23 protein-coding genes are annotated in these 25,601 nt (G+C 60.3%); 8 read left to right on the top strand and 15 right to left on the bottom strand.

Annotated elements, in window-relative coordinates; translation table 11 throughout:
• Position 1: 1 nt before the first annotated feature.
• The 7 genes from IB245_RS25605 to IB245_RS25635 form a co-directional block, all read right to left on the bottom strand.
• Positions 2 to 2,389, bottom strand: coding sequence for a DUF3772 domain-containing protein (locus IB245_RS25605; RefSeq protein ID WP_192229067.1), 2,388 nt, complete (start codon positions 2,387 to 2,389; stop codon positions 2 to 4).
• A 114-nt stretch (positions 2,390 to 2,503) separates the two neighbouring features.
• Positions 2,504 to 3,688, bottom strand: a complete 1,185-nt coding sequence (locus IB245_RS25610) for an acetyl-CoA C-acyltransferase family protein (protein ID WP_192229068.1) — start codon at positions 3,686 to 3,688, stop codon at positions 2,504 to 2,506.
• A 976-nt stretch (positions 3,689 to 4,664) separates the two neighbouring features.
• Positions 4,665 to 6,068 carry a heavy metal sensor histidine kinase gene (locus IB245_RS25615; RefSeq protein WP_192229069.1) on the bottom strand — a complete coding sequence of 468 codons (1,404 nt, stop codon included), beginning with the start codon at positions 6,066 to 6,068 and terminating at the stop codon, positions 4,665 to 4,667.
• Positions 6,065 to 6,736: a heavy metal response regulator transcription factor gene (locus IB245_RS25620; protein WP_008043704.1), complete on the bottom strand. Its 672-nt coding sequence runs from the start codon at positions 6,734 to 6,736 to the stop codon at positions 6,065 to 6,067. Before IB245_RS25620 ends, IB245_RS25615 begins: the two co-directional genes overlap by 4 nt.
• A gap of 40 nt (positions 6,737 to 6,776) precedes the next feature.
• The gene (locus tag IB245_RS25625; RefSeq protein WP_008032450.1) at positions 6,777 to 7,034 is read right to left on the bottom strand and encodes a DUF2790 domain-containing protein; all 258 of its coding nucleotides are present in this window, start codon (positions 7,032 to 7,034) and stop codon (positions 6,777 to 6,779) included.
• 123 nt (positions 7,035 to 7,157) lie between these two features.
• On the bottom strand, positions 7,158 to 7,928 hold the full coding sequence (locus tag IB245_RS25630) for an alpha/beta hydrolase (RefSeq protein WP_192229070.1): 771 nt from the start codon (positions 7,926 to 7,928) through the stop codon (positions 7,158 to 7,160).
• A gap of 231 nt (positions 7,929 to 8,159) precedes the next feature.
• Positions 8,160 to 9,062 carry a LysR family transcriptional regulator gene (locus IB245_RS25635; protein WP_192229071.1) on the bottom strand — a complete coding sequence of 301 codons (903 nt, stop codon included), beginning with the start codon at positions 9,060 to 9,062 and terminating at the stop codon, positions 8,160 to 8,162.
• A 143-nt stretch (positions 9,063 to 9,205) separates the two neighbouring features.
• Here IB245_RS25635 and IB245_RS25640 point away from each other — a divergent pair, with 143 nt between their 5' ends.
• The 6 genes from IB245_RS25640 to IB245_RS25665 all read left to right on the top strand — a co-directional run bounded on the left by IB245_RS25640 (position 9,206) and on the right by IB245_RS25665 (position 16,287).
• The gene (locus IB245_RS25640) at positions 9,206 to 10,507 is read left to right on the top strand and encodes an NAD(P)/FAD-dependent oxidoreductase (protein ID WP_192229072.1); all 1,302 of its coding nucleotides are present in this window, start codon (positions 9,206 to 9,208) and stop codon (positions 10,505 to 10,507) included.
• Between the two features lie 51 nt (positions 10,508 to 10,558).
• The gene (locus tag IB245_RS25645; protein WP_192229073.1) at positions 10,559 to 11,647 is read left to right on the top strand and encodes a polyamine ABC transporter substrate-binding protein; all 1,089 of its coding nucleotides are present in this window, start codon (positions 10,559 to 10,561) and stop codon (positions 11,645 to 11,647) included.
• A gap of 315 nt (positions 11,648 to 11,962) precedes the next feature.
• The gene (locus tag IB245_RS25650; protein WP_008032440.1) at positions 11,963 to 12,934 is read left to right on the top strand and encodes a Bug family tripartite tricarboxylate transporter substrate binding protein; all 972 of its coding nucleotides are present in this window, start codon (positions 11,963 to 11,965) and stop codon (positions 12,932 to 12,934) included.
• Positions 12,931 to 13,425, top strand: coding sequence for a tripartite tricarboxylate transporter TctB family protein (locus tag IB245_RS25655; protein WP_008032439.1), 495 nt, complete (start codon positions 12,931 to 12,933; stop codon positions 13,423 to 13,425). Before IB245_RS25650 ends, IB245_RS25655 begins: the two co-directional genes overlap by 4 nt.
• Before the next feature lie 24 nt (positions 13,426 to 13,449).
• Positions 13,450 to 14,958 carry a tripartite tricarboxylate transporter permease gene (locus IB245_RS25660; RefSeq protein ID WP_008032438.1) on the top strand — a complete coding sequence of 503 codons (1,509 nt, stop codon included), beginning with the start codon at positions 13,450 to 13,452 and terminating at the stop codon, positions 14,956 to 14,958.
• A 330-nt stretch (positions 14,959 to 15,288) separates the two neighbouring features.
• Positions 15,289 to 16,287, top strand: a complete 999-nt coding sequence (locus tag IB245_RS25665; RefSeq protein WP_008032437.1) for a bile acid:sodium symporter family protein — start codon at positions 15,289 to 15,291, stop codon at positions 16,285 to 16,287.
• Positions 16,288 to 16,306: 19 nt separating this feature from the next.
• On the opposite strand, the gene IB245_RS25670 is transcribed toward IB245_RS25665, so the two are convergent.
• The gene (locus IB245_RS25670) at positions 16,307 to 17,872 is read right to left on the bottom strand and encodes an aldehyde dehydrogenase (NADP(+)) (protein ID WP_192229092.1); all 1,566 of its coding nucleotides are present in this window, start codon (positions 17,870 to 17,872) and stop codon (positions 16,307 to 16,309) included.
• A 6-nt stretch (positions 17,873 to 17,878) separates the two neighbouring features.
• Positions 17,879 to 18,508 (bottom strand): isochorismatase family cysteine hydrolase, encoded by a 630-nt coding sequence (locus tag IB245_RS25675; protein WP_192229074.1) that lies wholly within the window; start codon positions 18,506 to 18,508, stop codon positions 17,879 to 17,881.
• A gap of 100 nt (positions 18,509 to 18,608) precedes the next feature.
• Between IB245_RS25675 and IB245_RS25680 the strand changes: the two genes are divergently transcribed.
• On the top strand, positions 18,609 to 19,115 hold the full coding sequence (locus tag IB245_RS25680; protein WP_008042728.1) for a winged helix-turn-helix transcriptional regulator: 507 nt from the start codon (positions 18,609 to 18,611) through the stop codon (positions 19,113 to 19,115).
• Positions 19,116 to 19,162: 47 nt separating this feature from the next.
• On the opposite strand, the gene IB245_RS25685 is transcribed toward IB245_RS25680, so the two are convergent.
• The 6 genes from IB245_RS25685 to IB245_RS25710 all read right to left on the bottom strand — a co-directional run bounded on the left by IB245_RS25685 (position 19,163) and on the right by IB245_RS25710 (position 24,827).
• On the bottom strand, positions 19,163 to 20,332 hold the full coding sequence (locus IB245_RS25685) for a M20 aminoacylase family protein (RefSeq protein ID WP_318652987.1): 1,170 nt from the start codon (positions 20,330 to 20,332) through the stop codon (positions 19,163 to 19,165).
• Between the two features lie 25 nt (positions 20,333 to 20,357).
• Positions 20,358 to 21,590 carry a diaminopropionate ammonia-lyase gene (locus IB245_RS25690; protein WP_192229075.1) on the bottom strand — a complete coding sequence of 411 codons (1,233 nt, stop codon included), beginning with the start codon at positions 21,588 to 21,590 and terminating at the stop codon, positions 20,358 to 20,360.
• Between the two features lie 59 nt (positions 21,591 to 21,649).
• The gene (locus IB245_RS25695; RefSeq protein WP_008032422.1) at positions 21,650 to 22,426 is read right to left on the bottom strand and encodes an amino acid ABC transporter ATP-binding protein; all 777 of its coding nucleotides are present in this window, start codon (positions 22,424 to 22,426) and stop codon (positions 21,650 to 21,652) included.
• Positions 22,419 to 23,084: an amino acid ABC transporter permease gene (locus IB245_RS25700; RefSeq protein WP_192229076.1), complete on the bottom strand. Its 666-nt coding sequence runs from the start codon at positions 23,082 to 23,084 to the stop codon at positions 22,419 to 22,421. Before IB245_RS25700 ends, IB245_RS25695 begins: the two co-directional genes overlap by 8 nt.
• Positions 23,085 to 23,092: 8 nt before the next feature.
• Entirely contained in the window at positions 23,093 to 23,734 is a 642-nt protein-coding gene (locus IB245_RS25705; RefSeq protein WP_192229077.1) for an amino acid ABC transporter permease, read from the bottom strand.
• Positions 23,735 to 23,849: 115 nt separating this feature from the next.
• Positions 23,850 to 24,827 carry a transporter substrate-binding domain-containing protein gene (locus tag IB245_RS25710; protein ID WP_225609993.1) on the bottom strand — a complete coding sequence of 326 codons (978 nt, stop codon included), beginning with the start codon at positions 24,825 to 24,827 and terminating at the stop codon, positions 23,850 to 23,852.
• Between the two features lie 260 nt (positions 24,828 to 25,087).
• Between IB245_RS25710 and IB245_RS25715 the strand changes: the two genes are divergently transcribed.
• Positions 25,088 to 25,552, top strand: coding sequence for an Lrp/AsnC family transcriptional regulator (locus IB245_RS25715; protein ID WP_008032416.1), 465 nt, complete (start codon positions 25,088 to 25,090; stop codon positions 25,550 to 25,552).
• Positions 25,553 to 25,601 lie beyond the last annotated feature (49 nt).

Consider the following 25,601-nt stretch of genomic DNA (forward strand, 5'->3'; position numbering starts at 1 on the left):
TTCACACCGTGGGTGCCGGCTTCGCCAACTCGATACCGGCGTCACTCAGGCGCTTGAGGATTTCAAACAGCAGGTCGCTCTTGGTCACGCCGACGATTCTCGGGCTGCCGACATAGCCGGTGACCGTCAGCGTGATGCCTTCGGGGGTCAGTTTGCTGAAGCGCACCATCGGCGCCGGTTTGTCGAGAATGGTCTCGTGCTCGCGGTAGGTGTTGTAGAGCAGGTCTTTCACCTGTTCGGGGTCGATGTCCAGGGGGAAGGTCAGTTCGAGTGACGCCACCCCTTGGGCGCTGCCGCCCAGGGTTACGTTGCGCAGGTTTTGCGAGATCAGCTGCGAATTGGGCACGATGACAATCGAGCGGTCACTGAGCTGGATTTCGGTGGCCCGCACGTTGATCCGGCGGATGTCGCCCTCGACCCCGCTGATGCTGATCAGGTCGCCGACTTTCACCGGGCGCTCGGTCAGCAGGATCAGGCCTGAGACGAAATTCTTGACGATCTCCTGCAAGCCAAAACCAATCCCCACCGACAACGCACTGACGATCCAGGCCAGGTTCGTCCATTGCACGCCCAACGATGACAGTGTCAGCAGAATGACCAACGCATAGCCGATGTTGGCAAACAGCGTGGTCAGCGAAGCGCGCATGCCAGGGTCCATCTCGGTTTTCGGCAGGAGCTCCTTGTCCAGCCAGCGGCCCAGCGTGCGAATCAGGTAGATGCCGATCAGCAAGGCCAGTGCGGCATTGAGCAGGTGCCCGGGGATGATGTTCAGTTTGCGCAGCCCGGCGCCGCCGAGAATGGAAAAGACGTTGGTGAGCAGTTGCCCGAGCGTCGTGCCGACCCCGCCGACGAACAGGGTGACCAGCGCCAGCAGCAAGAGTCCGGCCCGCCCGACCCCTGAAAGAACGATCGAGATCTGTTCCAGGCGCCGGTCTTCAATGCCGAGCAACTGCTTGAGCGCCTTGCCGCTGGGGCTTTTGATTGAAAAAAAGTATTCGCAGGCATCTTTGAAGCACTGCATCAGCAAATAGAAACCGGAGAGGATGAGAAAGCCCCAGACCAGTTCATAGGTGACGAACCTTGCCAGGGACACGTAACCGGTCAGGAGGGATACCAGGCAGATCACCATCGCAAGACTGGCGAGGGTGTAAAGCACGCCCGCGAACGTCCTGCCGGCTTCATAGGCTTCGCCAGACGCCACGACGGCTCTGCGGACTTTGCCGGTGCGCCACAATAAATCCACCAGAACGCACGTAACAACCAGTGCGACGACCCCTCGACCGGCGATCACGATGCCACTGCTCATGCCTGTTGCGTTGGTAATCTGGATCATTGTCACCAGAACCAGCAGCACGCCTGCCAGAACCCGCGGATAAGGCTTGAGTGACAGCGCCACCTGATCGGCAAGCGCCGGCAGCCGCCACGACGGGTGCTTCGTGGACAACAGGGCGCGGCTCAACGCGGTGATCAGCACGCAGGTGTAGGCGACTTTTTCGAACTCCTGGGAGAACGTCGTCAGTGTCGGCGTCAGCGGAGCCTGGCGTGTGAAGACATAAAACAGCAGTTGCAGGGACAGGCCGACTGTCAGCACCGTGGCCAATACGGAAGCCAGCGCGAGGGAGCTGCGGCGCAGGCGTCCTTCTGGCATCCGGTGAATGCAAAGCCACGTCAGTCCTCGTTCCGCAAGACTGCGGCCCAGCGTCCAGATAAGCAGGGCCAGCAGCAACAGTACGCTGGTGTAGAGGCGTTGGCCCGGTTGCCAGGCCAGTTTGACGACCTCACTTGCCTGACCGAGGAACGATGCGAAGCGCTGTCGATCGTCCATCGAGGGGCTCAGGATCGGTGACCAGAACTCGGGGTTCAGGACACTTCGGGTGCTCAGGGTCAGTTCGCTTTCCAGCAGGTTGCGACGGATGCCGGCAATCTGGGTGATGAGGTCGGTGGCGCTTGTTTTCAGGGTGGCCAGGGTTTTCAGGGTGGCGTCGATTTTGTTTTTTTGCTCGGTGAGCGCGACCCTTTGCGCGGTGATATCGGGCTGCTCGGCCGCGGCGTCATCGCGCGGGACAGGCCCCAGCACACCCAGTTGCGCGCGCAGTTGAGTCTGCAGGGGAAGCAGCGAGGTCGAGAGGCGATCGACATCCAGCATGAACATCTGGACGAGGTCCTGCGGGGCCTCCAGCTGGCTGTAGTTATCAACCAGCGAGATCTGTTGTTTGAGGGCGTCCAGCCGAAGTTGCAACGCCTGGAGGTCGCTTGGGGAAACGCTGGGGGGCGCGGCAACCGCCCTGGGCATTGAAATGTCCGCAGGGTCTGCCGCCAACAGCATTCCGGGGACCGCCCCGAAAAGCGTGAAAGCGACGAAAATCATGGCTTTCAGTGCATGACGCATAGGAGTGCCTGACTCTGTTGTTAGTCATTCAGCCTATGAGGTTAGGTCATCAGTCAAACCTTCGAGCAATAGTTTGTTCGGCTGCCCCCGTTGAACGGGGGCAGGGTGGACGTATCAGACGCGTTCGAACAGCACGGCGATGCCCTGGCCGCCGCCGATGCACATGGTCGCCAGTGCATAACGGCCCTGGACGCGGTGCAGTTCGTGAATGGCCTTGGTTGCGATGATCGCGCCGGTGGCGCCCACCGGATGGCCCAGCGAGATGCCCGAACCGTTGGGGTTGACCTTCTCCGGGTCGAAGCCCAGTTCCTGCGCCACGGCACAGGCTTGCGCGGCGAAGGCCTCGTTCGACTCGATGACATCCAGGTCGGCGACGGTCAGGCCGGCACGTTTGAGCACCAGACGAGTGGCGGGAATCGGGCCGAGCCCCATCAGTTCCGGCTCGACACCGGCGTGGGCATAGCCGACCAGCCGGGCCATTGGTTTGAGGCCTTGTGCGCGCACCATTTCACCGGTGGCCATGATCAGCGCACCGGCGCCGTCATTCAGGCCCGAGGCGTTGCCGGCGGTGACGCTACCGTCCTTTTTGAAGGCCGGTTTCATCTTGGCCAGTTGCTCGGCATTGACCTCGGCACGCACGTGTTCGTCGGTCGCAAAGGTCACGGTGCCTTTGCGCGATGCCACTTCGATTGGCACGATCTGACTGTTGAAGCGGCCTTCGGCGATTGCCCGCGCGGCGCGCTGCTGGCTGAGCATGGCCAGTTCATCCTGGGCCTGACGCGTGATGCCGTAGCGCTCGGCGATGTTTTCCGCGGTGATGCCCATGTGGAAACCGGCAAACGGGTCTTGCAGCACGCCGAGCATGTAGTCGATGGCCTGCATGTCGCCCATGCGTGCGCCCCAACGCGCTTGCGGCAGCAGATACGCGCCACGGCTCATGGATTCGACGCCACCGGCCAGCGCCGCGCCTGCATCACCGAGCATCAGGCTTTGCGCGGCACTGACAATCGCCTGCAAACCGGAACCGCAGAGGCGGTTGACGTTGAAGGCGGGTGTCTCTTTCGGCAGGCCGGCATTCATCGCCACCACCCGGGAGATGTAGGCGTCGCGGGCTTCGGTCGGGATTACATGGCCCATCACCGCATGACCGATGTGCTCAGGTGCCAGCCCCGAGCGTTCGATGGCGGCGCGGCAGACGTCGGTGGCCAGTTGAATCGGTGGCACATCCTTGAGCGAGCCGCCGAAGCTGCCGATGGCGGAACGGACGGCGCTGATAACGAAAATGTCGGATGGGTTCATGAGGGTTTCCCTGGTTCGGTCTTGTGCGCGTTTGGCGCTGTTATTGGGGGCAAGAGTCTAGGGGCGGTGGTTGGGTTGGGATAGGTCGAAAGTGCTCAAGGGGGGTGGTGTTTTTTGCCATTTGCGGTGGGTGGGGGTATATCCGTTTCTTCGGTAACGGCGGCTATTGGTTTCGCTTTTACAGCGAGTCACTTTCGAAAAGCGCGAAAGTAACCAAAGCGCTTTTGCCCCTTTCGTTCGGTGCCTCGCTAGTGCTCGGCATACCCTCGCTCCGGTCCTGCTCCGTGGGCCCGCCGCCATCGGCCATCCCTGGCCGGGGGCGGCTAACCCGGCATCCATGCCGGGTTGCCCACTGCGCAGAACCTGCGCTCGGCCTCTCGAGGGGGCGACTACCGCCACAGCCGCCGAGGCGGCCTGAAAGCCGACCTGGCTCTTTGGTGCGCGCGTTCCCTCATTCCGGATATGTACACCAATCCCCCTGTAGGAGCCGGCTCCTACAGGGGGATTGGGTTCACACGACTCAAAATTGTAGGAGCCAGCTTGCTGGCGATGGACGTCAACGATAACGCGGGCTGTCTGAATGAACGCGTTGTCCGGTCGTTTTTCGCGGGCAAGCCTCGCTCCTACAGGGAATCGTGTGTGCTTTTGACTTTTACCACTCATCAGGCCGAGCGTTAGCTCGCCTTCCGCTTTTGATCTGAGCGCCCCCTCGAGAGGCCGAGTGGAGGTTCTGCGTAGTGGGCAACCCGGCATGGATGCCGGGTTAGCCGCCCCCGGCCAGGGATGGCCGATGGCGGCGGGCCCACGGAGCAGGACCGGAGCGAGGGCATGCCGAGCCTAGGCGAGGCACCGAACGAAAGGGGCAAGAGCCCTTGGTTACTTGGGGCTCTTCCAAGTGACTCGCCGTAAGGGCGAAACCGCCAGCCGCCGTCACCAAAAAAACGGATATTCACACCAACCGCGACAACACCAAACCTCACTCACCCACCCGCCGCCCCGGAAAAAACAACTCAAAACACGTCACCCCCTCACTGCTGCTGACACTGTAAGCCCCGTTATGCAACTGCATGATCGTCGCCACGATCGACAACCCCAAGCCATTGGAATGAGCCGAACGCTCGCGGGATTCGTCAACCCGGTAAAAGCGCTCGAACAGCCGGGGCAGGTGCTCGGCAGGGATGGTCGGGCCAAAGTTACGCACGATCACCCGGATACCCTCAGCCGAAGGTATGGCGCGAATGACCAACTCAGAATGCGCCGCGCCATATTTGATGGCGTTGGCGCACAGGTTGGCCAACGCACGGCGCAGCAGCATCGGCTCAGCCCAGATCACGCCGCTGCCCTGGGCATCGATGCTGATCCCGACATCCGCCGCCAGCCCTTCAAAATAGTCGGCCATACGTTCCATTTCGTCAGCGGCATCCAGCTCCTGGCGTTGGCTCAGGGCACTGGCCGGGTCGGTACGCGCCAGAAACAGCATGTTGTCGAGCATCCGCGCCAGACGCTCAAGCTCTTCGACGTTGGAGGCGAGCAGTTGCTGATAGGCCTCGACGCTGCGGTTCTGCTGCAACGCAACCTGGGTTTCGCCGAGCAGGTTGTTGATCGGCGTGCGCAATTCATGGGCCATGTCGGTCGAGACCTGACCCAGTTGCACGAAACCCTTGCCCAAACGGTCGAGCATTGCATTGAGCGCGTCGATCATCGGCAGCAGCTCCCGTGGCGCGCCCTGGCCATCGAGGCGCTCGGTGAGGTTGCCGACACCAATGCCGTGGGCATGCCGGGCCAGGCGTCGCACGGGCAGCAGGCCGCGATGCACCAGCAGATAGCCGGGCAGCGCCAGCAGAATCGCCGCCACGCTGGCGAAGAGGTACACGTTGAGGCGGTAGCGGGCGAGCACGGCGGTGCGCTCGGTCATCAGGCGTCCGGTGACCACCTGCAAGCTGCCCATATCGTCGGATTCGATGGTCGCCGCGACGGCCGCGAAAGGGACGCCGTCCACGCCAGGATAGTGCTGCACATCGGCCAGACTCAACGGATGGTCCATCGACACCGGTGCCAGCGATGGCAAGGCGAGGTTGCCGGGATTGACCACCAGCAGCGGTTTTTGTCCGGCGGCGCCAATGGTCAGCAGGGCTTCGCGATTGCCCAGCATGTTCTGGAACAGCGCCGGTTTGGTCTTGATCAGCTCCAGCGTATTGCTGTCGTTGAGGAAGGTGCGCAGTTGATCGATGCGGTTCACCAGGGCCGCGTCGTCGCGGCGGATCAGCTCGCGCTCCAGGTCGCGGTACAGCGCCACGCCCAACAGGGTCAGCGAGACAAACGCGAGCAGGGCAAACACCAGCGCCAGGCGCAGTGTCAGGGAATGGCGGAGGCGACTCATGCCTGGGTGTCGAAGCGGTAGCCGATACCGCGCACGCTGTGGATCAGCTTGAGCTGGAACGGGTCATCGATTTTCAGGCGCAAGCGACGCACGGCGACGTCGACGACGTTAGTGTCACTGTCGAAATTCATGTCCCAGACCCGTGACGCGATCATCGAGCGCGACAAGACCTGGCCTTGATGCGTGGCAAACAAATGCAGCAGGGCGAATTCCTTGTTGGTCAGGGTGATCTTCACGCCAGCGCGGGTGATGCGGCGCTTGAGCACGTCGATCTGCAGGTCGTCCACCTGCAGTTGTTCTTCTTCGCGCGTGGGACCACGGCGGGTCAGGGTGCGCAGGCGCGCCACCAGTTCGGCGAAGGAAAAAGGCTTGATCAAGTAATCGTCGGCGCCCAGTTCCAGGCCCTTGATGCGGTCGGCGATGTCATCCCGCGCGGTGAGAAACAACACCGGTGTGTCGGCTTCCTTGCGCAAGCGGCGCAGAACCTCCCAGCCATCCATTTTCGGCATCATCACGTCCAGAACGATGACATCGAAATCGTGCTCCAGAGCCAGGTGCAGGCCATCGATGCCGTCCCGTGCCAGGCTGACGGAGTAACCGAGCTCCTGCAGGCCGTTGAGCAGGTAATTGCCTGCCTTGGGTTCGTCTTCGACTACCAGGATATTCATGGGGTTTGTGCCTCAGCCAATTGGCGCCAGTGTAGCCGGATCAATGATCGTTGGTGCAGCCCGTACCGTTGACCTGGTAATCGAGGACGTGCTCGCGACCCTGGTGGTCGAGGTAGTCGAGTCGCGCCGGGATCACGCCGCATTGCTGCGAGATGTCGGTACTGGCGAGGACTTTGGCGACGTCCATGTGCACGAAGAAACCGGTCTTGTCGTGGATCACCGGCGCAGTGGTCTGCGTATCGGCAAACGCCGAGCCGGTGGCGAGGAGGGCGGCGAAACCGAGGATTAACATTTTCATGAGGTGTCTCTCTATTCAGGTTGGCTGCCGGGAATGGCCTGACAGTGAGTTCAGGTTAACCAGGCGATCCGGACAGCCGACCAACAGTTCAATGACAAAGTTGTAATGAAACCGGGCCTGGCGTTATGGCTGGCGGCCGGAGGCTTCGAGGATCAGGTTGGCGATTTCTTTGGAGTGGGAAACCAGCGACAAATGGCTCGACGGCAGCTCGATGGTGGTCGCGCCCATGCGTTTGGCGAGGAAGCGTTCGAGGTCCGGGTTGATGGTCTGGTCGAGGCTGGAGACCGCGTACCACGACGGTTTGCTGTGCCAGGCGGCTGCGGTGGTGCGATCAGTGAACAGGGTTTTGGCAATCGGTTGCTGCACGGCGAACAGTTGCATCGCCTTGTCGTGGGGCACGTCGCTGGCGAAATATTTGAGGAAGGCATCCTGTTTCAGGCTGACGAAACCGTCGTGTTCTTCGGTGCCGGCACGCACGGGCATGGTCGGGTATTTGGCTGACAGGGCGACGAAATCTTCCCCGGCGTCCGGGGCGCGGGCCGCGACGTATACCAGCGAGCTGACCTTTGGATTGACTCCGGCCTCACTGACCACGGTGCCGGCGTAGGAGTGGCCGACCAACACCGTCGGGCCGTCCTGTTGGTTGAGTACACGCTGCGTGGCGGCGACGTCATCGGCGACCGAGGTCAACGGGTTTTGAACGGCGGTGACGTGCAATCCGGCGGCCTGCAATCGCGAAATCACGTCTGCCCAACTCGAGCCATCGGCCCAGGAACCGTGTACCAGCACGACGTTGTCGGCCTTGACCGGCGCGATGTCGCCGGCCATGGCGGAGCCGGTGCCGAGCATCAGCAGGCTGGCGGCGATCAGGCAGAGTTTGTTCAATGGTTTCATGGTATCGACCCTTGTCATCATCAGTGGGAGGCGTCACCCGGTGTGGGTGACTGACGACGCCACTTTAGGAAGCGAGGGTGCTGGCTACGCTGACAAGTCGATGACAAGTTTGTAATGCACGGCCATTGGGTTTTGCGGTGATCTTGCGGCCGTCATCGCCGGCAAGGATTCGGTACAAACGCCGCGAACCTGTAGGAGCCGGCTTGCTGGCGATGGGGCCGGTGGGAGCACCTAACGCTGAAGGTCTTGCCTGTCCGCCTGCTGCGCAAACCATTGCAGAACCATCGCGCAAGCCGGATGAGCAACGGCTGAAGGTTGCAGATTCAACGCGTAAATACCGCGTGTTGCCAACGGCCGGCCGAACGGGATAACCAGCACCCCTCGCTCTATCGACTCTCCTGCCAGCGTCATATCCGTCATCGCCACACCCAATCCTCTCGCCGCCGCGTCCAGCGCCAGTTCATCGAGGTTGAAAGGGATGTGCCGGTAATCATCCAGCGATTTACCGCCATTGGCCGACAACCACTGAGCCCAATCATTGCGGTCCGCCGAGCGATGCAACAGCGGGAAACTCACCAGGTCTTCCACCGCTGCCAATGGCCGCGTCGAGGTGCCCAGCCCGGGCGCGCACACCGGCACCAACGCTTCCTTGAACAAGGTCAGGCTACCGGGATCATCAGACGGCTCGGGCAGATAGAGAATGTACGCATCACTGTCGATGGCCGGCTCCACCACTTCTGTCGCCACGGTCTCGATCGACAGCGAAACCTGCGGATGACTTCGATAAAACTCGCTCAACTTCGGCAGCAACCAACGAACCGCCAGCGACACATGCATGCGGATGCGGAAGGGGCGTTCCTGTGGCGAGAGGCGGTCCTCCAGGGTTTTCAGTTGCGCCAGGATATTTCGTGCGGTTGCCAACACCTGTTCGCCTTCCGGCGTCAGTCGCACATGGCGGCTGTTCCTCGCAAACATCGGCACGCCGAAGTGGCTTTCCAACAGTTGAATCTTTCGGCTCACCGCACTTTGGGTCAGGCACAGCTTGGCGGCCGCTTGGGTGAAGCTGCCCGAGTCGGAGACTTCCACCAGCGCCTGCAAGGCCTGGAGCGAAGGAACGTGGCGAATTTTATCCATGCGTTTTATGAATAGCTCGATGATTTTATAACGTTGGTTGTATCACTACGGGCCTTATAGATTCTAGCTCTGGCGAGCGTTTTCCGGAAACGTCCATGCGATTACAGCATGCGCTCGCAGAATGACAGTCAATGAGGTGAGGCATGACCAATGAATGTGGCTGGATTGCGCAGGCGGGAAGTTCAGCCGCTCGCGGTCCTCTCAATGGCACGGTAAAAGCCGACTGGCTGATTATCGGTGCCGGTATCACCGGGCTGAGTGCCGCGCACTCGCTCGCGCAATTGCACCCTCAGGCGCGGATCGTGATCGTCGACCGGCAGCGTGCGGCGCAAGGCGCTTCGGCGCGCAACTCAGGCTTTGTCGTAGGCCACGAGCACCCGACCAGGGACGAGTTGATCGGCAACCACGGGTTCGCCGGTTATGAAGTGGACACCGCGATTTCACGGGTTGCCAGCGACGAAGTGCGCCAACGCATCGCCCGTCACGGTATCGAATGCGACTTCAGGGATTGCGGTTACTTCTTCGCGGTCAGCGACCCAGGCAAGTTGACTGATGTCGAAGGCAAACTGGCGACGCTACGCGCTGTCGGCGCCTCTGCTGAATTTCTGCAAGGTGAGCAACTGAGCGAAAAACTCGGCACCCGGCACTACCAGGCCGCGATCTGGTGCGGTCAGGGCAACGCGCTGCTGCAACCGGCGAAATACGTGAAGGGCTTGCTGGATGCACTGCCGGACAACGTGACCGTGTTCGAGAACACCGACATCACTGGCCTGGAGCGTCTGGGCAAAGGGCGAATTCGCGCCAATGGCATCGCTGGCAGCATCGAGGCGACGCAAGTCCTGGTGTGCCTGAACGCGTTCATTCCCCGGTCGGGCATAGAGGACAGCGGAACCTTCCCGATGGAACTCAGCGCCAGCCTTACCCGGCCGCTCAGCGATGAAGAGTTCCAGTCCATCGGCGCCGTCGAACCGTGGGGCGTGCTCTCCACCCGGCCGCTCGGCGCCACGGTGCGCCTGACCCCGGACCGTCGCGTGATGATCCGCAACACTGCGGAGTACCGCTCCCGTGACCTGACCGACAGTGAACTGCTGCATCGGCGCAAACACCATGTGCTCGGCTTGCAACGGCGCTTTCCGTTTTTGGGCGAGCAAGACATCCAGTACACCTGGACCGGACATTTGAGCGCCTCGCGCACCGGGCAACCCTTTTTCGGCAAGGTCGAAGAGGGCGTGTATGCGGTGGCCGGCTGCAATGGTTCGGGCGTTGCGCGCGGCACGCTGTGGGGGCGATTGCTCGCCGAAATGGCCTCGGGCACCTGCTCGCCGATCCTCGAATCGGTCATGCGCAGGGCGCAACCGGGCTGGCTGCCGCCAAAGCCCTTGCTCGATATCGGTGCCATGCTTCGCATGCGCGTGGAGGCGATCAGGGCCAGAACAGAAATCTAGAAACCCCGGCGATCAAAAAACAACAAAAGCTCATCAATAAGGTGATTGAACATGCGCGCGAACACACTTCCCCTGATGGTTGTACTGACCACGTTGTCGGCCGCCACTTACGCCGATGAAGTCGTCAATATTTCCAACTGGAACGGCTACATCGCCGACGACACCCTGACCAGCTTCACCCAGGCAACCGGGATCAAGGCGACTTACGACATCCACGACAGCAACGAAGTGCTGGAATCGAAGTTGATGACCGGCAACACCGGCTACGACGTGGTCAGCCCGTCGAACCATTTTCTGTCGCGCCTGATCAAGGCCGGGGCCATTCAAAAACTCGACCGGAGCCAACTGCCGAACTGGAAAAACCTTGACCCGGCGTTGATGAAAAAACTCGAAGTGAACGACCCGGGCAACCAGTACGGCTACCCGTACATGTGGGGCACGGCGGGGATCGGTTACAACGTCGAGAAGATCAAGGCGATCTTCGGCAACACCGATGTCACCCATTCCTGGAAGCTGTTTTTTGAAGAAGAAAACATCAAGAAACTCAGCCAGTGCGGCGTGGCGATCATCGATAACCCGACGCAAATCCTGCCAATCACCCTCAATTACCTGGGCCTGCCGCCCCATAGCCACGAACCGGCGGACTACAAGAAAGCCGAGCAGGCGCTGCTGAAAATCAGGCCGTACGTGCAGTACTTCCATGCGTCCAAGTACATCAGTGACCTGGCGAACGGCAATGTCTGCGCGGTGATCGGCTTCAACGGCGACATCGTTCAAGCGGCCGCCAGCGCCAAGGAAGCGAACAACGGCATCGACATCGCTTACTCGATTCCTGATGAAGGCTCGACCCTGTGGTTCGACATGGTGGTCATGCCCAAAAGCGCGCCGCACGAGAAAAACGGCTACGCCTACATGAACTATCTGCTGACACCGCAAGTCATTGCCAACATCAGCAACAGCATCCACTACGCCAACCCCAACCTCGCTGCGGATCAATATGTGACCCCGGCCGTGAAGCAGGACCTGGCGATCTACCCGCCGAAGAGCGTGCTGGACAAGCTGTTCACTGTCGAGGAACTGCCGGCGGCGATTGCGCGGTTGAGCACGCGTCTGTGGACCAAGTTGAAAACCAATACCTGAGGGTGATTGCCCTTTCCTTGACTGTGCGAGTCAGGGAAGGGGCAGTGTCAGCGGGTCAATTCCGGTCAATGGCGCTCAAAAGCCATCCCGCAACCCTGCCACTGTTCCCACCGCGACGGCCACCGTTTTGAGTCCGTGCAACGCGCCGCGCGTCCATGCAGGCGTCTTCCTGAAATGAACTGATTCACTGTTGTATGCCGCCATTCCAACCATGGCCTACGCTTATCCCGAGATGGCTGTTCAACGATCCGGATTTATGCCCGGACCGACGTTCAGCCGGCGCCCCATAAAAACAAAAGTCCCGGGAGAAAACGCATGTTCGCATCGTTACGTCGATCCACCCTTTGCCTCGCGGTTGTCGTCACTGCCGCTGTGCTCACAACGCCTGCCTTTGCGCTGGAAACCGTCAAGTTCATGGCCCCAGGTTCGGTGGGGGGCGGTTATGACCAGACCGCTCGCGTGCTGGGCAAAGCCTTGATTGAAGCCAACGTGGCCAAATCCGTCACCTTCGAAAACAAGGGCGGCGCGGGGGGCACGCTGGGGCTGGCGCAGTTTGCCAACAGCACCAAGGGCGATCCGGATGCGCTGCTTGTGATGGGCGCGATCATGGTTGCTGGCATTGAGCAGAACAACCCGCAGATTACCTTGAAGGATGTGACGCCGATTGCCCGGTTGTTCACTGAGTACAACGTAATTGCGGTGCGCAAGGAATCCGAATTCAAAACCCTGGACGACTTGCTGAAAGCCTTCAAGGAAAAACCGACCAGCATTGCCTGGGGCGGGGGCTCCAAGGGCTCAATCGATCACATCGGCATTGCTGAACTGGCCGCGAAAATGGGCGTCCCGGTCAACAAGGTCAATTACGTCGCCTTCGCTGGCGGGGGTGAAGTGGTTGCCCAGGCGTTGGGCGGGCAGATCAAAGTCATCACCGGCGGTTATGCCGAACTTGGCCAATACATCAGGAGCGATCAGTTCCGTGTACTCGCCATCGGCGCACCGGAGCGCGTTGCAGGCATCGATGCCCCGACGCTTAAAGAAAGCGGGTATGACGTGATCATCGGCAACTGGCGTGGTGTTTACGGTGCCGCGGGCCTCACGCCGGAGCAACGCAAGGAAGTCACCGACGCCGTGGTGGCGGCCGCCAACAGCAAAGTCTGGAAAGACAACATCGAAACCAACAAATGGTCGCCCAACATCCTCACCGGTGACGAGTTCGGCAAATTCGTCGATGCGGAGCACGTGCGGCTGCGGGCAATGCTGGTGGAAGTGGGGCTGGTCAAGCCATGAGTCAATCGCGTGCAATCGTGCCGGTGCAACTGGCGATTGGCGTCGGTGTGCTCGCCATCAGCGCCATGCTGGGCTACGGCGCCTTTCTGTTTCCCGAGGAGATGGGGTTCGTCATCCTGGGGGCGTACGTCTATCCCTACGCCGTGGCGGTATTCCTCGCGGGCGTGGGGGTGGTTCTGTGCTTTCAAGCGGTCACCGGCGGTTTTCGCGAACTGGCCGATCACGATGACGAATCCGCCAAAGTGGTGCCTGGCGGCAAAGCGGGGGTGGCCTGGGTGACGGGGGGGCTGCTAGGCGTTGCCGTGCTTATCAATCTCATTGGCTTTGTCCTGTCGGCCGCGCTGTTGTTTGCCTGTTCGGCGCGGGGGTTCGGCAGTCGTCATCCGCTGCGCGATCTCGCCATCGGCATTGCCCTGACGCTCCCGATTTACTGGCTGTTCAATGCCGGGCTGGGGGTTTCCCTTCCGCCGCTTGTCAACGCCTGGATCTGATTCAGGCAGCAGGAGATCAACAGGGTGGATATTCTCGCAAGCCTGGCAATGGGGTTTTCCTCGGCCCTGACGCCGATCAATCTGATGTGGGGGTTCATTGGTTGCCTGCTCGGCACCGCCATCGGCGTTTTGCCGGGCATCGGGCCGGCGCTGACCGTGGCGCTGTTGCTGCCCATTACCGCGAAGGTCGATCCCACCGGCGCGCTGATCATGTTCGCCGGCATCTACTACGGCGCTCAGTTCGGCGGTTCCACAACCTCTATTTTGCTCAATACCCCAGGGGAATCGTCTTCCATGGTCACGGCCCTGGAAGGCAACCTCATGGCCCGCAATGGCCGAGCGGGGCCGGCCTTGGCCACGGCGGCCATCGGGTCCTTTGTGGCGGGCACTGTCGCCACGGTTCTGCTGACCTTGTTTGCGCCCATTGTGGCGAAACTGGCACTGAAGTTCGGGCCTGCGGAGTATTTCGCGATTCTGGTGCTGTCGTTCACGACGGTGTCTGCGGTGCTCGGGGCGTCGATGTTGCGTGGCTTTGCATCCCTGGGGATTGGCTTGACCATCGGTTTGATCGGGCTGGACTCGACTTCGGGTATCGCTCGTTACACCCTAGGCGTCCCGGAGCTGGTCGATGGCATCGAAGTCGTGCTGGTGGCGGTCGGGTTGTTTGCGGTGGGCGAGGCGTTGTACAGCCTGCTGTATCAGAAAGAAGAGGCTTCCGGTCGACACCGCATGTCCTCGTTGTGGATGACGCGCGCCGACTGGAAGCGCTCGGTTCCCGCGTGGCTGCGAGGGACGCTGATCGGTTTTCCCTTCGGTTCGATTCCGGCCGGTGGTGCGGAGATCCCGACGTTCCTGTCCTATTCGACCGAACGCAAACTCAGCAAGTATCCGAAAGAATTTGCCGCCAACAAAGGCGAGGGCGCCATCGAGGGCGTCGCCGGCCCTGAAGCGGCGAACAACGCAAGCGCCACCGGTTCGTTGGTGCCGTTGCTGACGCTTGGTATCCCGACTTCCGCCACGGCAGCCATCCTGTTGGCGGCGTTCCAGAACTACAACCTGCAACCGGGGCCGCTGCTGTTTGAAACCTCGGGTGCACTGGTCTGGACCCTGGTGGCTTCGCTGTATATCGGCAACGTCATCCTGCTGGTGCTGAACCTGCCGTTGGTGGGCCTCTGGGTCAAACTGCTGCAAATCCCCCGGCCTTATCTGAATGCCGGGATCCTGGTGTTCGCCACCATCGGCGTGTATGGCATGCGTCACTCATCTTTCGACCTGTTGCTGATGCTGGCAATCGGGTGGGGCGGGGTGTTGATGCGGCGGTTCGACTTCCCCGTCGCGCCGGTGATCGTGGGCATGCTGCTGGGACCGATGGCGGAGAAACAACTGCGTAACGCGTTGTCGATCAGCGAGGGCGACTGGACGGTGTTTCTGACACAGCCGATTTCCGCCGCGTTTCTGGCGTTGACGTTACTGGTGCTGGTGGTGCCGCATTTGCTGCATGCCAGGGGCATCAAGTTGCATGAGGATGATTGACTAACAGCCAACCGGCTTCTTCGGGTGTACTTGTTCCCCTGTAGGAGCCGGCTTGCTGCGGGCGGCGTTCCGACGATAGCGGTGGGTCAGTCAACTATTTATTGACTGGACGGACGCCTTCGCCAGGAAGCCGGCTCCTACAGTTGATTTGTGTCATGGTCGAGTACCGCGTCCGCATGAAGTTGCCGACCCCCGGTGTTTTTGCTGATGAATACATTCGCATCAACGTTATGTCCGTTAGGCGATATCTACTGGCTTGTTAGCGTTAGTCGGTAATCGGCAGGCGCGTTAGAGTCGACCCACGCCCCTCGCCACCACCGGATAATACCGATGACCCGCCCCCGCTTTTTACCCGACAACTTCACCCTGACCCTGATCGGCGTGGTGATTCTTGCCAGCCTGCTGCCCGCAAGTGGTCAGGTCGCGGTCGGTTTTGGCTGGCTGACCAACATCGCCATTGCCCTGCTGTTTTTCCTGCACGGCGCCAAACTGTCGCGTGAATCGATCATCGCCGGGGCTGGCCACTGGCGCCTGCATTTGCTGGTGTTCAGCCTGACGTTTGTCCTGTTTCCCTTGCTTGGGCTGGCGCTCAAACCCTTGCTGTCGCCGATGATCGGCGCCGACCTGTACATGGGCATGCTTTACCTTTGTGCGTTGCCCGCTACGGTGCAGTCAGCGATTGCGTTCACGTCCCTGGCGCGTGGAAATATCCCAGCGGCGATTTGCAGTGCGGCGGCCTCCAGCCTGTTCGGGATTTTCCTCACGCCGTTGCTGGTGACCTTACTGCTGAATGTGCACGGCGAAGGCGGCTCGACGCTCGATGCAATTCTGAAGATCAGCGTGCAACTGCTGCTGCCGTTCATTGCCGGGCAGATCGCTCGACGCTGGATCGGCGCCTGGGTTGCGCGCAACAAGAGCTGGCTGAAATTCGTCGATCAGGGCTCAATCCTGTTGGTGGTTTACGGCGCGTTCAGCGAGGCGGTGATCGAAGGGATCTGGCATCAGATACCGCTCTGGGAACTGGCCGGACTGGTGGTCGCTTGCTGCATTTTGCTGGCGTTGGTCTTGCTGGCGTCCACCGTGCTGGGCAAGGCGTTCGGCTTCAATCAGGAAGACCGCATCACCATCCTGTTCTGTGGTTCGAAGAAGAGCCTGGCCACCGGCGTGCCGATGGCCCAGGTCCTGTTCGCCGGCAGCACCATGGGTGTGTTGATCCTGCCGTTGATGCTGTTCCACCAGATTCAACTGATGGTCTGCGCCGTGTTGGCGCAGCGCTATGCCAATCGCAAGGAAACCATCCCTGAACTCATGGCTCAGGTTGATCCTTGATCTCCGGTCTGGCTGACAACTATTGCCCGTCGACGAGGCGAGGCAGCCCCAACGGGTTGAAATCACGCAATACCTCAGGCAACAGCGCGTCCGGAAAACCCTGGTAAGCCACCGGCCGCAGGAAGCGTTCGATCGACGTCATGCCCACCGAGGTGAAGCGACTGTCCGAGGTCGCCGGAAACGGTCCGCCGTGAACAGTGGCGTGCGTCACCTCTTGCGGATGGGCGAAGGCGTTGACGACGATGCGCCCGGTTCTGCGCTCCAGCACCGGCAACAAGCGCCGGGCCAGTGGCAAGTCAGGTGTTTCGAGGTGCAGGGCGGCGCTGAGTTGGCCTTTGAGCGAGCGGGCAATGGCGAGCAGTTCTGCCTCGTCCTCGACGGTCACCAGCAGCGCCGATGGTCCGAAGACTTCCTGCGACAGGGCGGCTTCCTCGAGGAAACGTTGGCCGGTGACCTCCAGCAACGCCGATTGGCCGTCAACGTCGGCGCTGGCGGCCGTGCCTTCGGCGATGCGCTGCGCACCGGCGTTTTCCATCGCGGTCAGACCGTTCAGGTAAGACGCATGGATCCCCGGCGTCAGCATCGTGCGGGCTGCGGCCTCGCTGACGCGCTGCACCATGGCGGCGCGCAGCGCTTCAAGGCCGGCGCCTTTGATCGCGATCAGCAGCGCGGGCCTGAGGCAGGCTTGCCCGACATTGACCAGCATGCGCTCGATAAAGCCATCGCCGATCTGCGCGCCGCGCTCGGCCAGGGCTGCGGGCAGGATGAACGTGGGGTTGATGCTGGTCATTTCGGTAAACACCGGGATGGGATCGGGCCGCAGCTGCGCACGCCGATACAGCGCCATGCCGCCTTGCTCCGAACCGGTAAACGTCACGGCTTTAATCAAAGGATGATCGACCAGCGCTTCGCCGATGGTGTTGCCGCTGCCGCGTACCATCGAGAAAACCCCCTCATGCAACCCGTGCTCCTGCACGGCCTTTTGGATGGCCCGCGCCTGGATTTCCGAAGCACCCGGATGGGCGTTGTGTGCTTTGAGGATGACGGTCGCGCCGGCGGCCAATGCCGAAGCGGTGTCGCCACCGGCCACGGAATAGGCAATCGGAAAGTTGCTCGCACCGAAAATGGCCACCGGGCCGATGGCGATTTTCTGCAGGCGATGGTCCATGCGCGGGCGAGGCTGACGATCAGGTTGTGCCGGATCGATGGCCAGTTGCAGGAAGCGGCCTTTGCGCACGACCTCCGCGAACTGACGGAACTGGACGGCGGCTCTGCTCGCTTCGCCCTCAAGCTGAGCTTCCGGCAGACCCGTTTCGAGCGCGGCCCGTGCCGCCAGCTCCTTGCGGGTGGCCTCGAGATTGTCGGCAATGCTCTCGAGAAACGCCGCGCGCCGTGCGAGCGACGTATGGCTGTAACTGTCGAACGCTTCGTCGGCGAGCGTTGCTGCCTGGTGGACTTGCGCGACGCCGCCGAGGGCAAAATCCGGTTCGATCAGCGTGTTGGTCGCGGGGTTGAGCGCTTTCATCGTTCCTTCGGTGGCCGCGACATCGTGGGTCCCGATGATCAGGTTTCCTGTCAGTTTCATCATCGGTTATTCCTGCCCTGCGAGGGCGGCGACGAGTTCGTCCGTGGTCACAATCGAATGGGCAAACGTGGGGCCGTTCAACTCGTGGGCGGCGTGCATCATTTCCGGGCGGAAGGCGGCGGTCGCATCGCGCACCAGGGTGACGTGGTAACCCATTTCCGATGCATAGCGGGCGGTCGCTTCGATGCAGGTGTTGGCCAGCAGACCGACGATGATCACGTGGGTGACGCCTTTTTGCTTGAGGCGAAAATCCAGGTCGGTGTTGGCGAAACCGCTCGACCCCCAATGCTCCTGCACGACGATGTCACCGTCCTTCGGCGCAAAATCCGGATGCCATTCGCCGCCCCATTCCCCGCGAGCAAAGTGGTGCATGTGCATGATCTTGCACTGGGTCGGCGTTGGATGGTCCCAGCCTTCGTAGTCACCGTGTTCCCAGCGATGGTGCGGTACGATGACGACCGGAATGTCGAGGGCGCGAACCGTGCGGTCGAGCGTGCGCAGGTTGTCGAGCAGGCCGACTTGCTCGGCGATCGGCTTGATCAAGGGGAAAACCTTGCCGCCTTCCGAGAGGAAATCGTTGTACGGATCGACCAGCAGATAGGCGGTCCTGTTGAGCGGATAAAGGGCGTTCGACATGACGATGTTCTCCACAAAAGTTGAGTGATCGGTGCCGGGGACTTGCCTGGGCATCTTGTTGATATGATAATCATAGTTACAGCGAAAGAGGCAAGCCCGTATGTCGACCAACATTGCTGCTCCCGACACTCTATGCCCGATTGCGCGGGCCGAAACAGTCGTGGGCGACCGCTGGACCGTGCTGGTCCTGCGTGAGTTGTTCATGGGAAGTCATCGATATGACGAGATCCAGGCGCAGACCGGCGGCACCCCGCAAATGGTCGCTACACGCCTGAAAAACCTGGAAGCCGACGGCCTGGTAGAACGCCGCCTCTACAACGAACGGCCACCGCGCTACGAGTACCACCTCACCGCGAAAGGGCAGGCCTTCTACTCGGTGGTGTTGGCACTGCGCGCCTGGGGGGAAACCTGGTGCAAGTCGCCGGAAGAAGGGTTGGCGGTGGTGTACACCCACAAAACCTGTGGCGAGCCCGCCGGGTTAGGGCCGCTGTGCGCCCATTGCGGTGAGCTGTTGCGCCGTGAAGAACTGATCAGTGAGCAGAGCGCGGCGTACCGCGCAGAGAGGCAAGCGCGGCGTGAGGCGTTCAAGGGCAGTCGAAGCGCGTAGCCACCCGACAGAAAAAGCAGCACGTTGTCGTGCTGCTCTGTGGCGGGTTATCCCGCAGCGAGTGCTGTACGGGCAACTTCGGCGAAATAGTGCGCCCCCGTGGCCAGCACATTGTCGTTGAAGTCATACCTGGCATTGTGAAGCGGAGTCCCCCCTTCATCCGCTGTGTCACCGTTGCCGATAAACACGAAATTGCCGGGTACGACCTGCAGGAACGCGCCGAAATCCTCTGAAATCATCATCGGCTGGATGTCCGCATTCACCCGGTCCGGGCCAACAATTCGGGTCGCCGCCGCGACAGCGATGGGGGTGCACTTTTCCCAGTTCACGGTGGGCGCGAATTCATGGGTGTATTCGAACTCGCACGATGCGCCGTGGAGCCTGCAAATGCCTTCGCAGATTTCTCGCATGCGCCTTTCCAGCATGGCCTGGACTTCGGGCGCGTAGCTGCGCGTGTCGCCCTTGATGACGACGTGGGTTGGAATTGCATTGCGGATGCCATCGGTGATGAACTCTGTGCAGGAAATCACGGCCGGAACGCTCGGGTCGAGGTTGCGGGAAATCACCGTTTGCAGCGCCAGCACCACCTCGGAAGCGATGACGATCGGGTCAACCCCCATGTGCGGTCGTGCCGCGTGCGTGCCCTGGCCCTTGATCCGGATAACGAAGTTATCCTCACTGGCCATGATCCCTCCAGAGCGCGTCGCGATTGTGCCGACAGGCAGCCCCGGCATGTTGTGAGCGCCGTAGATCGCATCCACCGGGAAACGATCGAACAGGCCATCAGCAATCATCGCTTTGGCGCCACAGCCGTGTTCTTCGGCGGGTTGGAAAATGAAGCGTACCGTCCCGTTGAAATCACGAGTTGTGGTCAGTAGCCTGGCGGCGCCGAGGATCATGGACATGTGGCCGTCATGACCGCAGGCATGCATTTTCCCTGCGGTTACCGAGGCGTGATGCCGCCCCGGAGCATCTTCGTGAATGTGCAGTGCATCCATGTCGGCCCGAAGCCCCACCACCGCCGGACTGTCTCCGACCTTCAAACTGGCGACCAGGCCGGTGCCGCCAATGCCCCGATGCACCTCAAGGCCCATCGACGCGAGCGCATCAGCCACGTAGTCGGACGTGTGGATTTCTTCGAAACCGACTTCTGGATGTTGATGGAGGTGGTGACGCCAGCTGACCAGCTGCGCGTGAAACTCGTGGTCGTCGATCACTGCATAGGCTCCTGCGTTCTGTTGATCACACATTTTTTTGTAGCTGCCATTGGTGCTGACGGGCAGTGACCGCTTGCGCGGATTCACCCACCAGACGCTCGTAGACCGACGGGGCCGTCGCACCCTCGGTACTGATGATGAGCACTCGGGAGTCTCGGTCGATGCCGACTGTTCTGGCCGTTGCCGGATCGCGTAGAAGGATTTGAAGCGCTGCCAGACCGGCCACCGCCGACTCACCGGCCACCACAGGAATGTCGGTTGGACTGCCGTGAGCCAGCTGCTGCATGGCAGACACGGCGTCGTCGTCGCTGATGGTCATAAAGAAATCTACGCACGGTTCGAGGAATCGCCAGGCGAGGGGAGAGGTTTCGCCGCAGGCCAGGCCAGCCATAACCGAGTCAACCGAGCCTGTTGCTTTGGCGGGCAAGCCCTGAATCGCACTTTGGTACAGGCAATCCGCTTGCCGGGGTTCGACCATGACGAAGACGGGACGCTGTTCCTGGTAAATTTCCCAGAGGTAACTGCTGATGCCCGCTGCCATTCCTCCCACCCCCCCTTGCAGGAACACGTGGGTGAAAGGGCAGTCCGCTTGGGCTTGGCCCGTGGTTTGCTCGATCAACTCGGCGGCGATGGTGCCGTAGCCTTGCATCACATCGCGAGGGACGATCTCGTAGCCCTCATACGAGGTGTCCGACACCACCGGCCAACCGTTTTGCTCTGCCACGGCGGCGGTATGTTCCACCGACTCGTCGTAGTTACCTTCAACCCGGATGATGCGGGCGCCATACGCGGCAATGGCCGCCTCGCGCTCCGTACTCACGTTGGCATGCAAAACGATGACGCATTGGCAGCCGACGCTTTGAGCCGCAGCCGCCAGGGCTCGCCCGTGATTGCCGTCAGTGGCACTGATGACCGTGAAATCATGCAGACGCTGCCGATATTGGCCGGTGATGAGCCCTTTGGGATCAAAAGATTCATGGGGCATCAGCCGCAGAATCAGCCTGATCAACGCGATCGGTGCGCCGAGTGCCTTGAAGCTGCCCAGGGGTGAACGTGTCGATTCGTCCTTGACCCAGAACCTGGCCACGCCGAGTTCTTCAGCCATGCCCGGAAGTTCCCACAGCGGTGTCGCCTTTTGGTTCAGGCGTTCCCAACTCGATAGCCAGTCTCGTGACTCATGGGCTGCGTCGACACTCATGATGTCCTGAAGGTGTTTTGGGTAGGTGCTGCGAGAGGCGCGTGGGTTAGCGAAAAACATAGCGGTTCCTTGTAACGCTGGAGAAAAGGCGTGCGCGTTTTGGCGAGTTCCAGGGGCAGTCATGCCGTGGTCGTTCTGTAGCGCCCTAAAAACTGCCGAACGCGTTCACTGTCTGAGTTGGTAAAGAATTTTTCCGGTGCCGCTCTTTCAATGATCTGTCCTTTTTCAATGAACACGACCTCGTTGGAGACGGCGCGGGCAAATTCCATTTCATGGGTCACGATGACCATCGTGAAACCGTCCTCGGCCAGTGAGCGCATCACCGCCAGGACTTCCCCGACCAGTTCTGGATCGAGCGCAGACGTTGGCTCATCGAACAAGATGACTTGCGGGTTCATCGCCAAGGCTCGCGCAATGGCAACCCGTTGCCGTTGGCCTCCTGACAGCGACCAGGGATAAGCATCGTGTTTGTGTGACAGGCCGACTTTCTCCAGCAGCGCAACCGCCTGATCATTGGCCTCTTTGCGACTGACACCCATGACGTGGATGGGCGCCTCGGTGACATTCTGAAGCACCGTCAGATGGGGCCAGAGATTGAAGCTCTGGAACACCATGGCGGTTCTTGCGCGCATCGCCGCCAGTTCGCGATTGGACATGGCTTTGCCACCGCCACTTTTAACGCCCATGCGATCACCGCCGATGTAGATTTCACCGGTATCAGGCACTTCCAGCCAGTTGATGCAACGCAACATGGTGGATTTGCCTGAGCCGGAAGAGCCCAGAATGCTGACAGTCTGTCCTCGCTCGACCTTGAGGTTGATGCCGCGAAGCACCTCAATGCCGGCGAAGTGTTTATGCAGGTCGCGGATTTCAACGACCGGGGCGGACTTATTCATGGACCAATCCTCTTTTCTGCGCTCGGCGACCCAGGCGACGAAGTAATGCCTCAACCAACAGGGTGATGGACCAATACAGTGCGATCACGAATATGAAGGGCGGCAACGGAACAAAATATTTGGCTTGTACAGCAGAGGCCGCAGCCGTCAGATCCATCAATGTGATGATCGACAGGAAGGCGGTGTCCTTCAGCAGGCAGACCAATTGGTTGCCAAAGAGCGGCCCGGAACGCATCACCATTTGCGGGAGGAGAATCCTCCAGTACATGTTTGAGTTGACGAAGCCGTGGGCATAGGCCGCTTCCGCCTGGCCTGCGGGCAGCGCGGTTCTCGCCGCCCGCAGGATCTCGGCGAAATAGGCACCGTGATACGTAATCAGGGCAATGAAACCCGCCGACCATACATCCAGGCTGATACCCAGGTTGGGAAGCCCGTAGTAAAGGAGGTACAGGAAGATCAGGAAGGGCAGCATTCGCATCAGGTCCAGCGCCCAGCGAACAAGCCGTCGAAACAGGTTGTCCTGTCCTTCCAGCAGGAAAGCGATAACGCAGGCCAACATAAATGAGCAGGCAGACGACACGCCAAAGAGTATGAGTGTGTTCTGCAGCCCGGCCGCGAACACGTCGAGGTTGTCCCACAGCATTTCAATTCCGTTCATGGGAGCCCCTACATGGTCAGGCGCTTGGCGCGCGAGTCTGCAATTCTCTGGAAGCGGACAAGTCCACCGATGATCACGATGTAAAGCAGGCCCGCCGCGAGGATGGGAGGAAGCGGATCGTAAGTGACGGCAGCGATCCGATTCGTCACGCGCGTCAGATCCACAATGCCGATCATGGCGATCGCGGGACTGCTTTTGACCAACAGGGACATTTCGTTCACAAGCCCGGGGAGGCTGGTGGTCAACATCTGCGGGAGCATGATTCGGCGAAGTGTCAGCCCCGTGGTCATGCCGGCGGCTTTTGCCGCTTCCAGTTGTTCGCGCGAGAAACTGGTCAGGGCGCTGCGCCAGATCTCGGCGTTGAACGCCGTGGTGTTGAGGGTCATGGCCGCAATGGCCACCACCCGGGCGTCAACTTCCCAGCCGATGGAGGGCGCAATCACAAACAGAAACAGCACCAGCGTGACCATCGGTGTCGCTCTGATCAAACTGACATAGACAGCGAGGGCCTGGCTCAAGACCGGGATTTTTGCCGCCCGCAACATGGCAACAACCAGCCCCAGAATGATGCCGAGCACGATAGAAATGCCGGACACCCAAATGGTCGTCCAGGCCGCGTACACAAGCGTGATCCAGTCACTGCTTTGCATTGAAAACATCCTTCGAACAAGTCTTTTGGCCGTCGGCTACCTGCCGGGTCAAAAGAACGATCCACTGACCTGACCATCGCTGACACTTCTTGCGCCAACGATGGAGGCTCTCAGGTTATTTCGCGGTCAGTTGAGTGAACTGTGGCGCAGAAGTAATCGGTTCGCGGGGCAGGTCATCGAACGATTGTCCGAGCCATTTTTTCTGTAGTTCGGCGAGCTTGCCGGTGTCACGCAAGTGGTTCACAAAACCACTCAGGTAATCGAGGAGCTCCTTGTTGCCCTTGGCCACTGGCCAGGCGATGTAGCCCATGCTTGAAGTGGCCTCGCCAACGGCGAACACCTGTGGACGTTCCTTCACCAGCATGTTGGCGGGCACGATCGAGTTCACAACGTAGTCGAGCCGGTGATTCGCCAGGTCGGCATACGCCTCCGGATAGGATTGGTACTGCACGATCTTGCCAATGGAACCGCCGGAGGCTTTGAGCTTTGCATCCAGCTGCGTCAATCGGGCCAGTTGCGCACCACCGGCCTGCACGCCGACGATCAACCCGGAAAGGTCCGAGACGCTTTTGATGCGGTCATCGTTTGCGCGCTTGATGTAATGCGAGACCTCAGGGGCGACCGGTGCCACGAAGTCAAAGGCGCCCAGGCGTTCCTCCGTAACACCGGCGCCGGTGATGGCGGCGTCGTACTTCCCTGAGGTGATACCCGCCAGCAGGCCGGTCCAGGGCATGATGTCCTGATTCACTTTGAATTGAGCGTACTTGCGCAGCTCCGCGATAACGTCCTTATGGAAACCTTCGGACTCGCCGTCCTTTATAAATTCGAAAGGGTAATAACTGTCTTCGGTTGCAACGTTAAGTGTGCCGCGGGTGTTTATCTCTGCCAGGCTGGCTGCACTCGCTGCGCCGGTAATACCGAGGCTGAAGATAATACTGGCTGCGCCAACGATAAGAAAACGACCGGCCTTTGACATGATGCGGCGGTCAACTCGACTTTCTTGAGCACTGTTCATCGTGAAACTCCCATCGGTTAAGTGGTGGGGCAGTACCAAACTAAAAGCTGCGATTGGGGGTGAGATGGCGTTAGTCATGCATTCTCCGTTTTTATTGTTTTCGGCGGGTGGAGCGCAGCCCTTGCCTGACAAGCAGGTGGGATAAAACGATGCTAATGCTCAGGGGGCGCACGATTGCTCGAAAATCGCGGCGTCAAACGCACCATCGTTGCGTTTTCAGCATTTTGTTGCGCGATGGTCAGGCTTGGTGCGTTGGAACAAGGGTTTGTGCGCAACGAATGAGCGTCCAGGTGCCTTTTCTGCTGTAATGGCTGGGCCCCAGGTGAAGGAGTTCCCCTATGCAGCTAGATGCCTATGACCGCAAAATTCTCAACTTCCTTCAGGAAAACAACCGGATTTCCCAGCGGGAACTGGCTGAGGGCGTGAACCTGTCTCCCTCGGCAGTCAATAGAAGAATCGCCGCCCTCGAAGCGGCGGGAGTGATCAGGTATAACGTGAGTATTGTCGACCCGGCAGCGGTCGGCCGACCGATTACCGTTATCGTCGAAGTTAAACTAGAGAATGAAAGACTTGATTTGCTGGATGAGATCAAGCGGCGCTTTGTGAGTTGTCCGCAAGTTCAGCAGGTTTATTATGTGACGGGGGATTTTGACTTTTTGCTGGTGTTGAATGTGCGTGACATGAGTGAGTACGAACAATTAACCAGAGAGTTGTTTTTCTTCGGAAACATCAAGCAGTTCAAGACGTTTGTCGCGATGCAGAATAATAAAAGAACGTTTGCGATACCTTTGGAAATTGAATGACCCTGAAACGGCCCTCCCTGCGACAGCAGCCGGAAGGAGGGCGTTGATG

Origin of the sequence: Pseudomonas sp. PDM02 (assembly GCF_014852285.1) — a bacterium.
Classification (GTDB): Bacteria; Pseudomonadota; Gammaproteobacteria; order Pseudomonadales; family Pseudomonadaceae; genus Aquipseudomonas; species Aquipseudomonas migulae.

Bases quoted from the DNA above. Each gene is read 5' to 3' on its own strand.
- IB245_RS25630 (WP_192229070.1), bottom strand. From the start codon at position 7,928: ATGAAACCATTGAACAAACTCTGCCTGATCGCCGCCAGCCTGCTGATG.
- IB245_RS25625 (WP_008032450.1), bottom strand. From the start codon at position 7,034: ATGAAAATGTTAATCCTCGGTTTCGCCGCCCTCCTCGCCACCGGCTCG.
- IB245_RS25675 (WP_192229074.1), bottom strand. From the start codon at position 18,508: ATGTCGAACGCCCTTTATCCGCTCAACAGGACCGCCTATCTGCTGGTC.
- IB245_RS25605 (WP_192229067.1), bottom strand. From the start codon at position 2,389: ATGCGTCATGCACTGAAAGCCATGATTTTCGTCGCTTTCACGCTTTTC.
- IB245_RS25610 (WP_192229068.1), bottom strand. From the start codon at position 3,688: ATGAACCCATCCGACATTTTCGTTATCAGCGCCGTCCGTTCCGCCATC.
- IB245_RS25670 (WP_192229092.1), bottom strand. From the start codon at position 17,872: ATGAAACTGACAGGAAACCTGATCATCGGGACCCACGATGTCGCGGCC.
- IB245_RS25680 (WP_008042728.1), top strand. From the start codon at position 18,609: ATGTCGACCAACATTGCTGCTCCCGACACTCTATGCCCGATTGCGCGG.
- IB245_RS25615 (WP_192229069.1), bottom strand. From the start codon at position 6,068: ATGAGTCGCCTCCGCCATTCCCTGACACTGCGCCTGGCGCTGGTGTTT.
- IB245_RS25710 (WP_225609993.1), bottom strand. From the start codon at position 24,827: ATGACTAACGCCATCTCACCCCCAATCGCAGCTTTTAGTTTGGTACTG.
- IB245_RS25705 (WP_192229077.1), bottom strand. From the start codon at position 23,734: ATGCAAAGCAGTGACTGGATCACGCTTGTGTACGCGGCCTGGACGACC.
- IB245_RS25655 (WP_008032439.1), top strand. From the start codon at position 12,931: ATGAGTCAATCGCGTGCAATCGTGCCGGTGCAACTGGCGATTGGCGTC.
- IB245_RS25665 (WP_008032437.1), top strand. From the start codon at position 15,289: ATGACCCGCCCCCGCTTTTTACCCGACAACTTCACCCTGACCCTGATC.
- IB245_RS25690 (WP_192229075.1), bottom strand. From the start codon at position 21,590: ATGTTTTTCGCTAACCCACGCGCCTCTCGCAGCACCTACCCAAAACAC.
- IB245_RS25620 (WP_008043704.1), bottom strand. From the start codon at position 6,736: ATGAATATCCTGGTAGTCGAAGACGAACCCAAGGCAGGCAATTACCTG.
- IB245_RS25715 (WP_008032416.1), top strand. From the start codon at position 25,088: ATGCAGCTAGATGCCTATGACCGCAAAATTCTCAACTTCCTTCAGGAA.
- IB245_RS25650 (WP_008032440.1), top strand. From the start codon at position 11,963: ATGTTCGCATCGTTACGTCGATCCACCCTTTGCCTCGCGGTTGTCGTC.
- IB245_RS25695 (WP_008032422.1), bottom strand. From the start codon at position 22,426: ATGAATAAGTCCGCCCCGGTCGTTGAAATCCGCGACCTGCATAAACAC.
- IB245_RS25700 (WP_192229076.1), bottom strand. From the start codon at position 23,084: ATGAACGGAATTGAAATGCTGTGGGACAACCTCGACGTGTTCGCGGCC.
- IB245_RS25645 (WP_192229073.1), top strand. From the start codon at position 10,559: ATGCGCGCGAACACACTTCCCCTGATGGTTGTACTGACCACGTTGTCG.
- IB245_RS25640 (WP_192229072.1), top strand. From the start codon at position 9,206: ATGACCAATGAATGTGGCTGGATTGCGCAGGCGGGAAGTTCAGCCGCT.
- IB245_RS25635 (WP_192229071.1), bottom strand. From the start codon at position 9,062: ATGGATAAAATTCGCCACGTTCCTTCGCTCCAGGCCTTGCAGGCGCTG.